Source organism: Chlamydiales bacterium, from assembly GCA_016185065.1.
Lineage (GTDB): Bacteria > Chlamydiota > Chlamydiia > Chlamydiales > Rhabdochlamydiaceae.
This window is the reverse complement of sequence record JACPOL010000001.1, coordinates 41,485-53,669: the sequence shown is the minus strand read 5'-3', so window position 1 is coordinate 53,669 and position 12,185 is coordinate 41,485. Positions and strand designations below refer to the sequence as shown.

Genomic DNA, 12,185 nt, shown 5'->3' with positions numbered 1-12,185 from the left:
CCAGTCGCGGCGCCTCTCGCGCCGCTCAACATTTTACAAGATTTTCCTCAATTTTTTATCTGGTGCCGGAATAGACATGTCGGATGGTGTGCATATCGCACAGCAAAATTGCACCCGCAGGAGAGCGCGGCGAGCGCGCCAACGGGGTAGTACTCTGTACACCCCTTCTCCGAGGACGCGATTTGGCAAAGCGAGATGCAGCGCAAGAGGGTCGCAGGGAGGCCCCGAGAGAAAGCGAAGCTTTCCCCTGGCCTACCCGACATGTCTTTCTGCCAATATACACCAAATAAAAGCTCTAAATCAGATGGTGCGCTGCGAGCTTACATTGAGTTGGAGCAGGTGCCTGCAGGTACGTTTGTGACGGTGCCTATGTTGACTTCAATCTGTCCTATATTGCCTGTAGCTGGTTCAAGCTGGAACACGCCGCCGGCCTGATTAAGCTGATAAGCATGGGCAAACGGGATGGCAGTGTTGTCGACCAGTTTCAAACAAGTAGTCCCGTTAAATGAGGTCACGGTTGCAGCAGATGGTACATTACCAATAAACGTATTGTTTAAGATCTTCCAGCTGGCGAGGCCAGTGCTTGTCGCTTCCAAGACAATAGCGCCGCTTACATTCGCAAGGAAGTTATTCCCCGCAATTGTAGCAGCTCCGTTAGCAGTGGCCTCTATAAGTCCAAAAACTCCAAGTTCTGATGAAACAATTTTGTTATCCAAAATTTGAAGAGCGATCTGGCTGCTGTTTTGGGCGCCAAAATTGATTGGCTCATGGGAATTCTTATAAGTTGTGAGAGAGTTGCCCTGAATCGTTGCTGCAAGCTCAGAACTGTCTTGTGTGAGGAGTTGTAATATATTCTCATTGTCGCTTGAGAAGGCGTTGTTCGTGATTGTACATGCAACACTTGCGGAGCCGGATATGGGCGACAATATCATAATATTGTCCCAAGCATTCGCAATATTGCTATCTACATTAAGAGCTAGATGAGAGGCGTCGCCGATTGAGAACTCCATAATAGCGGCATCTGGCGTGAAGAGATTATTCGAAGCTATGGTTACCGCTGCATCAGCAAAATTTGACATTGACAGCAAGATATTTTCTCCTTCAGTCGTGATGAGGTTATTTGCAATGGAGAAGGTCTTAGGAGCAAGGTTGTCGATTGCATCGACCACATTGAGATTGATTGCATTGCCGGAAGAGAAGACATTATTTCCGCTAATATTGGTATAGGTTCCTAAACAATTCGTAAGGCTTATGTTAATACGTGGATCGCTTCCGGATTGGTTGTTAATCAAGTTGTTGATGATATGGTATTTAGCACCTGTAACGCCGGTGCTTAGGATGCTGATTCCAACGTCTTGATTGGTAATAATGCTATCTGCAATCAGCACTGTTCCGGAGATATTGTTAAGCGCAAAGCCATTTGCAGTGTCATCGCTTTGAATGGTGTTTTTTCGGGCGGTGAGATTAATGACCGCAGAAGGAGCGCTGATCCCGATCTGGCCGGGGTGTTGAATGTAGAATCCCGAGATCTCGTTATTGTTAGCAAGTGTGACAACAGCTCCGCCTCCGTTTGTAATAATAGGAGTGGTGCTCGCCTGTGCAGGCACAGTGATCAGGCCAAATGGCGTATTAAACTGGTTTGAGATCGAAGCTCCCAAGAAGCGCTGATTGTTCTTCAAGGTAATTCCCGCATCCATTCCTGTCGTGGTGTTATTGCCTGGGAAGACATAGATCACATCATTGGGGCTTGAGGCGTTCTGAGCTTGGAGTAGGGTTGGGTAGGGGCTTTCGAAAGTGCCGAGAGAGGAGCTCGTGTTGTCTACAAAGATAAAGAAGTAGGGAAGGCCTGTTTCTGGATTGATTGCAGCGCTACGCTGTGTGTGATTTTTAACTGGAATGATCTCTTGTCGGACGACGGGATCCATCATCCTCTGCGTGATCTTGACCGGGAAGGAGCTTCTGTTAAAGCAGCTCTTGCCGGTGCGTTTTACAGTAGATCTTGGACCGAAGGGTATGCGGATGCCGATCTCCCCTTGGAAGATATTATGAAAGACTCTGTCGTAAGAGTCGCTGATCTCTAAAGTGACGTAATCTGTGATCTGGCCGAGTAGGCGCGCTTTTCCACCCCAAGAGTGTGTCCCAAACGCTCCTGAGATGTAGTAGGGTCCAGCAGCGAGAGAGAGGTCGAAATTTTTACTCTTCCAGAAGTGCCAGCCGATCTCTGCATTCGCCTCTTTGAAGGCGAATTCAAACTTGCGGCTGATGATCGCCTCATGGCCTGAGAACTCTTCAAACCCGAGGTCGAACTGGCGGCTCTTCTTATCTCCCACTGGCAGGTAGCCATTCGCGCGAAAATCCCATCTCGTTCCCAGCGTCTCGAGACCTGCTCCAACCTGGTTGTAGTGCTGGCGGCGTGTTTTGCGGTAGTCGTAGTAGGCGTTCACTCCATACACTCTGCAGCCGAGAAGGCTGCGAATACCGAGACCCGCGTTAGAGGCGAGCCTCCCATCATTAAAGACGTGACCGCGCAGATCCAGGAAGGGCGTGATGCATCCTTTGGCAGGGTCGCGAGCGAAGAAGCCCTCGATCGTGGTGTACCCCTTCTTATAACCGATACCCTTCCCTTCGATATGACGCGCACCCAAACGCATATGTTGAGGGGCATCCTCCGCCTTCATTTGCGGCGAGGCGTCAGCATAGGTTGCTGCGGTGAAACAGATACAAGAGAGAAGAAGAGAGCTGAATGGCTTATGCATAAAATGGTCCTTTAAAAAATTTTTCTTAAAAGAACTTCTTTTACGCGGAGTGTGATTTTCGAACTAGAAAATTTATGGAGCGTAGCGGGATCGAACCGCTGACCTCAACAATGCCATCGTTGCGCTCTACCAACTGAGCTAACGCCCCAGAAATCGCTGGTAAATTCTAGGTCTTTCTGCCATTTTGTCACAAGGGGCAAGCTCCCCATCCAAAGGTATGTATATGGGTTTTTTTGAACACGTCACATTAGCTACGCCAGATGCGATTTTTGGGCTCATGCAGGAGTATAATGCAGACAAGAGGCCTGGTAAGATCAACCTCACGGTCGGGCTCTACAAAGACGAAAAGCTCATGACACCCGTTTTAAACTCTGTGAAAAAGGCGGAAGAGGAGCTCCTCGCTAGCGAAAAGAGTAAAGAGTACCTGCCGCTCGATGGAGATAGGGCCTATCTTGAAGGAGCGGGCGAGCTGATCTTTGGAGAGTTCTGGGCTCAGTCGAAAGAGAGAATTGCAAAGGCGCAAGCGGTCGGAGGAACTAACGCGCTACGCATCGGCGGCGAGCTCCTCTTCCACGAGAAGGTCGCAGAGACGATCCACATCCCAGACTACACATGGCCTAATCATAAAGCAGTTTTTGTACGCGCAGGTTTGAAGGTCGAGATCTACCCCTACTACAACCGCACCGAACATGCGCTGAATTTTGAGAAGATGATGAGCTACTTTAGCGCCCTTCCTCCGCGTAGTGCAGTGGTCTTGCACGCCTGCTGTCACAATCCCACCGGGATGGATCTCTCGTTAGAAGAATGGAAAAAACTCTCTGCTCTCTTCCTATCAAAAAGGCTGATCCCCTTTTTCGACATGGCCTATCAAGGCTTTGGAAGAGGATTAAATGAGGATGCTGAAGCGGTACGCCTCTTTGCTAAAGAGGGTCATGAGATGCTGGTCGCCTACTCGTTTTCTAAAAACTTCTCTCTCTATGCCGAGAGAGCAGGTGTCATTTTTATTATTGGAGATTCACATAAGACAAGCAGCCACCTAGTTAGCCGTCTTATCACAACGATCCGTCCAAACTACTCCAATCCCCCCTTGCATGGCGCCAAAATTGTGGCGACCATTTTGAACTCTCCAAAGCTTAGAAAAGAGTGGGAGCAGGAGCTAAATGAGATGAGGGGACGCATCGATGAGATGCGCACCTCTTTTGCAACAAAACTCATGAAAAAAGCTCCAAAGGTCGATTTTAGCTTTTTAAAAGAGAGAAGAGGTCTTTTTTTTATTCTTGGGCTGAACGAAGTCCAGGTCGATCGTTTGCGAACAGAGTCTAAGATCTACATGACACGCGATGGTAGAATCAATGTAGCAGGATTAAATCACGCTAATCTAGACTATGTCGTAGACGCTATTTCAAACATACTATGAGAAAGATCAACTACCGTCCCTATCTCCTTCTCGCTGGCTTCTTTTTTATCGTGCTGATCTGCCCAGAAACAGCAGCCGAAAGAATGAGACATGTCGCGGTGAGTTCTATCGCTCCCTCGTGGAGGCTTCTCACCTTTTTAAAGGGTTTTTCGCTTCAGCTTCTGATGATTACACCTCCTGGAGGAAGAGCGGGCAGCGCCGAACTCTCAGCTGAGAATGACGCATTAAAGCAGGAGAATCTAACCCTGCGCACGCAGCTTGCAAATGTGCGTCAGTGGCTCCTTCAAGAAGAGCGCGTCGATGAGCAGCTTCAGCGCTGGAAAGAGCTCTCGCATTCACAAGAGGTCTCTCCAGAGCTAAAAGAGTTTTATAAGAGAAGGGCCAGCCATCTAAAAGATGGTCTCGATCTGCAGCTCAGAGCTCTGCCTGCCCGCGTGATCTTTCGCGAGCCGACCTCTTGGAGCAGCTTCCTCTGGTTGAATGTGGGAGAGCGTGACAATAACGCGCTGAAGAAGAAGATCGTCGCTAAAAACAGCCCCGTCGTTATTGGAACCTCGCTTGTTGGGGTTGTCGAAGAGGTGAGCTACAAGCAGTGTAAGGTGAGGCTGATTACAGACGCCCGTCTCATCCCCTCCGTTCGTGCAGTGCGCGGTAAGGAGCAGAACCGCTTTCTGCGAGAGCACCTTGAAGGACTTCTTCTTGGCCTCGGAACGCGCTCCGACCTCTTTGCAACGCAGGGTGATGCGCAGGGGGTTATCTCCCTCCTTTCAAAGCTGCACGACCATCTGGGAAGTGATTCTGACGATCAGTTTCTCGCAAAGGGCGAGCTCTACGGAACGAGCATGCCTCTCTGGCGCTCGCGCGATCTCGTACTACGCGGCGTAGGATTTAACTACGACTACGCGGATGCAGAGGGGCCTTCTCGAGATCTGCGCACTGGTGAGAGCAAGGGTGAGAAGAAGAACCCTGCGCAAGTTGTGAAAGTCGGAGACCTTTTAGTGACAACTGGCATGGATGGGATATTCCCTGCTGGACTGCGCGTTGCAGTAGTCTCTGAAGTTACCGCACTGAAAGAGGGCGCCTGCTCTTATGACATCGAAGCAAAAGCCACTTGTGGAAACCTAAACCGCCTCCTTCACCTCACCGTCCTCCCCCCTCTCGAAACCGAATCATCTTCTGCAGGGGGAATACCATTTGATAAAATCTCCCAGAGGGGCTAAGATTTCATCCGTTCCCAATCTCATAAAAACGGAGTTTAATATGCGTCAACTTTGGATTGCCTTAACAGCAATGGTTTGCCTCTCTTCTGGATCTCTCTTTGCAAACGAAGGCAAAGAAGTAGTACAAGCTTCAACAGAGCAAGTTGCTACAGAACAAGCTTCTGCAGAACAGACAACTGCTGCTGCTGACGAAGCTGCAACACAAGAGAAGAACGGTTAATTTCTCTAAGAGGGTGTCTGCAAAGTCAGAAACTTTGATTTTTCTGCCTTTGCAGACACCCTCTAAGGCTGCACTTCTAGCTTTCTAGAAGTGCAGTTTCTATCTCTTTTTTAATCTCTCGAATCTCTCTCTCTTCTCCAAACGCATAATCGTAGATCTCTCGGCGCTTGTTTGAGCTGCCCTCGCTCGCATTCTCTAAAAACTTTCTGAGATTTCTGCTCTCGGCCTTAGGGATCTCTACACCGCACTGGTAGAGAGTCGGTTTTGCAGCAGCGCTCTCTTTTAGGTTGAAGAAGTAGAGAGGTCTATCGAATGCGAGGAAGTCGTACCCGATCGATGAGAAGTCGCCCAAATAGAGGTCTGCGCGCGCAAGCAGTGGATAGATCGCTGGGAAGCTTGTGACAAAGGCGAGGTTTTTTGCTCCTTCATAAGTGGTCTGGAGGTGTGCCAGGTGTGCCGGCTGCTGCTCTTCAAGAAAGGGGTGGGGTTTGATCAGAAGGTTGTAATCTGGAGCCAGCTGCTCGATGATCTCTCTGCACGTCTCAAAAAAAGCGGTCGGTTCTTCTCTGCTCGACCAGGTTGGCGCATAGAGAATTGTCTTTTTATCTTTGGAAAAGTTTGAGAAGACGCGCCTCAAGGCAAGCTCGTCATAGAAGGAGCGGTATCTTCGATAAAAGGGATAGCGGTAGTTCCCCGTGGTGATCGTTCCCCCGATCTCAGCCAGCGCTCCCGTGCGGGTTAAGAGATCCCTCATGTGATTTCCATAAACCAGAGCGAGGTCTTGAGGTGGATGAGAGCCAGCTGAAAGAGTTGAGCCCTTATCGGAGTTGCCATGGGGGCAGAGAATGTGGCGCATCCTCTTTCCAAAGAGGAGTTGAAAGAGTGGCTGCAATTCTAAACACCAGTACTTTCCGCAGCCGAAGAGAACGTCATAATTCGTAGCTAGAAAATCTAAGCTAAGATCGGAGTGCTCGATGAACTCTGTTTTTGCGTGAGGATAGAACTCTTTTGCCAGCTCATAGCTTCTCCTCTCCGTTACAATAAGCGGAATCTCCAAAAGCGACGCGAGAACACCCAGATGGTCCAGGTGCGTATCAGGTCCCGTACTAACTGCAGCAGCTCTCATGTAAACCCATTTTACAAAGGTGAATAAAAAAAGAGCGCGGAAAAAAGAAGCCCGCTCGGGAAAATGGACACTAACGGACGGGAAACGGACAGGAAATGGACGAGAATGGACAGGCGGGCAAGAGAGAGAAAGAATTCTTTCTTCGGCGCGTGTCCGTTCTCGTCCGTTTCCCGTCCATTAATGTCCATTTTCGTCCATTTCTTCTTCTGCGCGCCAGGCCGGAGGCTTTCTTGTGTCGAAGCAGTAGGTGTAGGTTGCGAGGCGGGCTGGGGAGAAGAGGGCGTCGCGGGCGCAGCCCTGTTCGATTTGGGTGTAGAGGTTGGCTGAGGGGTCGATCTCCGTTCCGCAGCGAAAGAGGTAGAGGCCGGGGTCATTTTGAGGATCTCTCTTATTCTTGTTGAAGAAGAACATCGGCCGGTCAAAGCTGAGAAAATCATAGCCGATCGAGGACATATCTCCCAGGTAGATATCGACGCGCTCTAAAAGAGGGTAGATAGGAGGAAAATCGGTGAGGATGCAAAGGTTTGGCTTCTTCTCTACATGCAAGCTTTCCTGAAATCTGAGATTTGGGTGCGGCTTAACGATTAAGTTAAATTTATCGGGTAGCTCTTCGATTAATTGCATTATAGCTTTGAAAGAGGAGGAGTCCTCCGCATCCTGCCAGGTCGGCGCAAAGAGGATGGTGCGACTCTTTGCGTTCAGCGAGGAGAAGATCTCTTTTTCTACGAGAGGAGCGTAAAAATTTCTGTGTTTTGCAGAAAATTCCCTGCGGTAGTTCCCTAGACGAATAAGCTTTTCGATCTGCTGGTATGCTCCTTTCTGAACGAGAAGGTCGATCATCTTCTGTCCGTAGACAAAGACGCTCTTCTCTTCAGATAGGGCCTCCATGAAGGGAGATGCGTGTCCCTTGTCCGAATTTCCATGCGGGCACCAGACTGCTCTTAGCTCCTTTCCCAAAAGCCTCTCTGCAAGGAAGAAGAGCTCTCGAAGGGCGGGCTTTGGAAGGGTGGTGATAAGGGTGTCATACTCTCTTGTGAGATCGAAAGCGAAAGAGTGTGGATTTAGCAGAATGAGGTCTACCATCGGATAGTAGGTGCGTGCAAGATGCGCAATCTCCTCGTCCGTCACTGCGAGAGGAGCTTTTAAAAGTGCGCAGAGAGGGACGATGTGGTCGAGATAGTGCTGTGCAGGCCCGTGGATGAGCCCTACCGGCCGAGAGAGAGTATCCATCCTCTCTTTTTTACCGACTTATTCATTAAAAGAGTAGTTGAGGTTGGGAAGAAAAAGAGAAGATCGGGCACCGGCACGGGCACGCACACGTTTACGAAAGAGAAGAAGGCAAGATCGGGTACGAGAATCGGAAAGATCTTTTTCTGTTCTTTCCTTCGTGAACGAGCCCGTGTGCGTGCCCGCGCCCGTTCTTCCTTTCCTCTCTTTTACTCATTAAATGGATAGGTGATGACGGAGGCGCGTTTTTTCTTTTGCGGTGCGGCAGAGGCGTAGTGGCGCTGGATCGGAGGAAGGTCGAGGTGGTTTTCCACCTGGTGAGAGAGGGTCATATTGCGGCTGTTTTGTCTATTCATTCTCTCGGCAAGAGCCATGATCTGATCGCGAAGAGAGAGGACTTCGCAGCTATTCTCATCTTGAGATGGAAGAATCTCTTCAAGCGGGGCCTCTTTTTGGACGCGTCCGGGCAGGAGTTTTTTTACCGCTTCCATGCGGGCGAGCCTCCAGGAGCCCAAGCGCTGGATGATGCCTGCACGCTCCTCCATCAGCTGGTTCCAGGAGTTGCGATCATGCATGAGCAGAGATAGCTCTTCTTGATGCAGATTGGTCAGGAGGTCTCTCATGAGAGTGACCTCTTTCTGCATAGAGAACATCAGCGCGCTATGAAAGTCGTTCCACTGGGTTTGTATCATCAGACCTCTTGCACAACCTCATTTATTTGACAAAATCGTTCTTTTTTCGCGGATTTTTATCGCTCTCTCTCGCCGACTCGCTCGTTTGATCCGAAACTGGAAGCAGTTTCTAAAAATCGGCAAAAAAATCTCCGATTTTTTCAAACAAAGCAGGTTATGCAAGAGGTCTATTTCCCCGTCATGCCACTTTATGTGGGTGATATGAATATATGCACCTGGCGTGCCAACTCACCTAACCATCTGATTTTTCGATACTTGAATTTTTTGTTCATCGGCTTTTATGCTCTCCACAGGGAAAAACTTGCCGATCAATCTCGGCTTCAAAGGGAAAAAGATGCCCTACTTCGATAGCTTTTCATTGAAAGAGTGGTTTTTAGAGGAGAGAAGGGCTCTTCCTTGGAGAGAGAATCCCTCCCCCTACAGGGTTTGGGTCTCCGAGATTATGCTGCAGCAGACTCAGGCAGCAGTTGTCATCCCCTATTTCGAACGCTGGATGCGCAGTTTTCCAACGATAGAGGCCTTGGCGCAAGCTCCCCTTGAAGAGGTGATCAAGCTCTGGGAGGGGCTTGGCTACTATGCGAGAGCTCGGTATCTGCATGGAGCCGCAAAAGAGCTCCTTCAAAAGCACGCTGGCGTCCTGCCGAGTACAAAGGAGGGGCTTCAACAGATCAAAGGGATTGGGCTCTATACGGTCGGTGCTATATTAAGTTTCGCATTTCATAAGAAGGCCGCTGCAGTAGATGGAAATGTCTTGCGCGTCCTCTCTCGCTACTTTGCCATCGAAGAGGAGATTGAAAAGGCAAAAAAAAGAATTGAAGCTCTAACAGAGGAGATTCTTCCCGAAGAGGAGCCTTGGGTGGTAATGGAGGCGCTAATAGAGCTCGGAGCTCGAGTCTGCCGAAAAATCCCCCTCTGTAACGAGTGCCCGCTGAAGAGGAGCTGTGTAGGCTATAGTCAGAAGATCGCCCATCTCCTTCCGAATAAGCGAGCGCGTCCCAAAACCACCCTTTTAAAAAGAGCTGTTCTTCTCATTTTACATGGAGATGAGATCCTAATCGGGAGGGTTGAAGGGAAGAAGGTGATGGCTGGTCTCTATGAGTTCCCCTACAAAGAGTTTGCTCAGGGAGAGCCCCTTGCCTCAGCAGAGGAGATGGTTTCGAAAGAGTTTAAAATCTCTGCGCAATTCATCAGAGACCTAAAAGAGGAAAAGCATAGCTTTACACGTTACCAAGCGACATTATATCCTTCTCTCTGGAAGGCCCACGAGAGGATCCGATTGGAAGGCTATGAATGGGTGAGTTTAGACGCCCTAGCCTCGCTCCCCTTCTCTTCGGGGCATCTCAGAATCATGAGAGAGTTTTTAAAATGAAAATATTACATACAGAGAGCTCCTCTGGATGGGGTGGTCAAGAGATCCGCATCCTAAAAGAGTCGCTCGGAATGCGTACACGTGGGCACACCTGTTTTTTTGCTATCGCTAAAGGTGGCGGCCTTGTCGCCAAAGCGGCAGCCGAGGGATTCTCGGTTACAGAACTCTCTTTTAAGCGTCCTCAAGCATTCAAAGTGATCTGGCAGCTTGTAAATCTAATTCGCAAAGAGGGAATCGATCTAGTCGTTACCCACTCTTCACTAGATGCGTGGCTAGGAGGCATCGCTGCGAGGCTCACTCGCACCCCTGTTATGCGGATGCGACACCTCTCCACGCCCATACGATCGGGATTAAACAGCCATCTCTTATATCGAGGACTCGCAGATTTTGTGGTGACGACATCGGAGCTTGCGGCCAAGATGATCATCGCCCAAGCCAAACGGACTCCTTCTACCTGTATCTCCGTCCCTACAGGCGTGGAGACAGAAGTGCTCGCTGTAAAGCCAGAAGAGGCGCGTGAATTTCGCAAGAAGATCGGCGTTCTTTCTGAGGAGTGTCTTGTGGGAAGCGTCTGCTTCGTGCGCTCATGGAAAGGGATTGGGGATTTTCTCCGTGCTGCAGCACTCTTAAAAGAGGAGAAGTGGATTAAGTGGGTGGTCGTAGGAGGGGGCTATGTCGATCAGTATAAACCTCTGGCGAAAGAGCTCGGCGTCGAAGGAAGCGTGATCTTCACTGGCCACTTAGAGTCTCCCTTTGCAGCGATGGCAGCCCTTGATATCTTCGCCCTTCTCAGCACGGCTCATGAAGGGGTCTCCCAAGCGAGCCTGCAAGCGGCCTATCTACAAAAACCACTCATCACCACCCCCACTGGAGGGCTGCCTGAAGTCTGCATACATGGTGAGACGGGGATTATCGTGCCTCCTTTCTCTGCAGAGCAGGTCGCTGAAGCAGTCAAGAAACTCGCGAGCGACGCCTCCCTCCGCAAAAGATTCGGCCAGAATGCCCACTCGCTTGTCCAAGAAAAGTTTACCCTTCCCTCCACTCTCTCCCAGATGGAGTCCATCTACCTCTCCCTAAGCAGAGCTTGAAGAGAAGATGAGAAAGTTTAAGGGAAATTAGATGGGGAAATAATAGACATGTCGGTGGTCCAGGGGAAAGCTTTGCTTTCTCTCGGGGACCCCCAGCTGCCCCCTGGGGCCTAACTAGGGCTTTGATCACCGCTCACTGACGTGAGCTATCGCGTCTCGGGTTGCTCGCCGTGCGGAGCACTGCTCTTCGCAACTTCACCGCAATTGCTCTTTGCCCTAGCGGCCGCGGCCTGCGCCTTACTGCGTGGCGCAGAAATGATGCGGCTTTGCCGCTATGAAGAAGAGATTGAAGGGGGAAGTCCTTAGTTTCTTTAGATATATCTGCGACTGGACGCGAAAGGGACCCACGTCGAAGAAAGTGGGATGAGCGCCTTGAGCAGCCCTTCGATTCAGATCGCAAAGCAAAATCGTAGCGCAGAAAAGCCGGTCAGGCGTGCAGGGTAGGGCGAAGGCCCACTCTGCTTTCGAGCACACGGTTTGGCAAAGCGAGGTGAAGCGCAAGAGGGTCGCAGGGAGGCCCCGAGAGAAAGCGAAGCTTTCCCCTGGCCTACCCGACATGTCTATTCACCTCACAACTATCTTTTCGTTTTAGGTTAGGATTGGGGGCCGATGCTCATGGCTAGTTGCTGCATGCTTTTGCCGCCGTGTAGTCCTAACAAGAGGAAGATTAGAGGAGGCAAGAAGATCGAGAGCACGAGCTTGAAGATCCCTAAAACTAGTTGTGTCGTCTGTTCCTGTTTGAAAACAAAAACGAACATTTTCTTAGCGAAATTGTCCACTTTTGCAGGAAAAACAGCTCCCAATATGCCACCAATAGCTGCAAATATTACCGCCCAGCCTGTACCAAAAAAAACAAAGCTGAAGAAGCAGGCAATGATAAAGGAGAGGCAGAATACGACTTCGATGCGATGTTTTTTTGCAAAGAGCTCTATCTCTTTCACAGTAACCCCTTCATTTTTTTTATTCTCATCCATAATAAAAACCGCTTAACACCAATAGGTGTCGTCCTTAATTCCGGATTTAATGATAAATATAATTTATTGCAATTGTATTTTTCGCTGTTTTCTCTT

Annotated in this window: 10 protein-coding genes and 1 tRNA gene; 5 read left to right on the top strand and 6 right to left on the bottom strand. The window is 49.7% G+C overall.

The genetic code is table 11. The features are described from left to right. Positions 1–320: 320 nt before the first annotated feature. Together HYX48_00250 and HYX48_00245 are read right to left on the bottom strand one after the other, a co-directional pair. Entirely contained in the window at positions 321–2,756 is a 2,436-nt protein-coding gene (locus HYX48_00250; protein MBI2742333.1) for an inverse autotransporter beta domain-containing protein, read from the bottom strand. Positions 2,757–2,831: 75 nt separating this feature from the next. Continuing rightward, positions 2,832–2,904 (bottom strand) — tRNA-Ala (locus tag HYX48_00245). Positions 2,905–2,973: 69 nt separating this feature from the next. On the opposite strand from HYX48_00245, the gene HYX48_00240 reads away from it, so the two are divergent. The 3 genes from HYX48_00240 to HYX48_00230 are packed head-to-tail and all read left to right on the top strand — an operon-like array spanning position 2,974 to position 5,613. After that, on the top strand, positions 2,974–4,173 hold the full coding sequence (locus HYX48_00240) for an aspartate/tyrosine/aromatic aminotransferase (protein ID MBI2742332.1): 1,200 nt from the start codon (positions 2,974–2,976) through the stop codon (positions 4,171–4,173). Next, entirely contained in the window at positions 4,170–5,393 is a 1,224-nt protein-coding gene (locus HYX48_00235) for a rod shape-determining protein MreC (GenBank protein ID MBI2742331.1), read from the top strand. The genes HYX48_00240 and HYX48_00235 overlap by 4 nt, the downstream gene beginning before the upstream one ends. Positions 5,394–5,433: 40 nt before the next feature. Beyond that, positions 5,434–5,613, top strand: coding sequence for a hypothetical protein (locus HYX48_00230; GenBank protein MBI2742330.1), 180 nt, complete (start codon positions 5,434–5,436; stop codon positions 5,611–5,613). A 76-nt stretch (positions 5,614–5,689) separates the two neighbouring features. Here the strand turns inward: HYX48_00230 and HYX48_00225 are convergent, their stop codons facing one another. The 3 genes from HYX48_00225 to HYX48_00215 form a co-directional block, all read right to left on the bottom strand. Beyond that, positions 5,690–6,739 carry a CDP-glycerol glycerophosphotransferase family protein gene (locus HYX48_00225; protein ID MBI2742329.1) on the bottom strand — a complete coding sequence of 350 codons (1,050 nt, stop codon included), beginning with the start codon at positions 6,737–6,739 and terminating at the stop codon, positions 5,690–5,692. A 177-nt stretch (positions 6,740–6,916) separates the two neighbouring features. Next, positions 6,917–7,969 (bottom strand): CDP-glycerol glycerophosphotransferase family protein, encoded by a 1,053-nt coding sequence (locus tag HYX48_00220; GenBank protein MBI2742328.1) that lies wholly within the window; start codon positions 7,967–7,969, stop codon positions 6,917–6,919. A 206-nt stretch (positions 7,970–8,175) separates the two neighbouring features. Then, positions 8,176–8,658: a hypothetical protein gene (locus HYX48_00215; GenBank protein MBI2742327.1), complete on the bottom strand. Its 483-nt coding sequence runs from the start codon at positions 8,656–8,658 to the stop codon at positions 8,176–8,178. 334 nt (positions 8,659–8,992) lie between these two features. Here HYX48_00215 and mutY point away from each other — a divergent pair, with 334 nt between their 5' ends. Together mutY and HYX48_00205 are read left to right on the top strand one after the other, a co-directional pair. Beyond that, on the top strand, positions 8,993–10,027 hold the full coding sequence (gene mutY, locus HYX48_00210) for an A/G-specific adenine glycosylase (GenBank protein ID MBI2742326.1): 1,035 nt from the start codon (positions 8,993–8,995) through the stop codon (positions 10,025–10,027). Next, on the top strand, positions 10,024–11,115 hold the full coding sequence (locus HYX48_00205) for a glycosyltransferase family 4 protein (protein ID MBI2742325.1): 1,092 nt from the start codon (positions 10,024–10,026) through the stop codon (positions 11,113–11,115). Before mutY ends, HYX48_00205 begins: the two co-directional genes overlap by 4 nt. A 593-nt stretch (positions 11,116–11,708) precedes the next feature. Here HYX48_00205 and HYX48_00200 read toward each other — a convergent pair. Continuing rightward, positions 11,709–12,089, bottom strand: a complete 381-nt coding sequence (locus HYX48_00200) for a hypothetical protein (protein MBI2742324.1) — start codon at positions 12,087–12,089, stop codon at positions 11,709–11,711. Positions 12,090–12,185 lie beyond the last annotated feature (96 nt).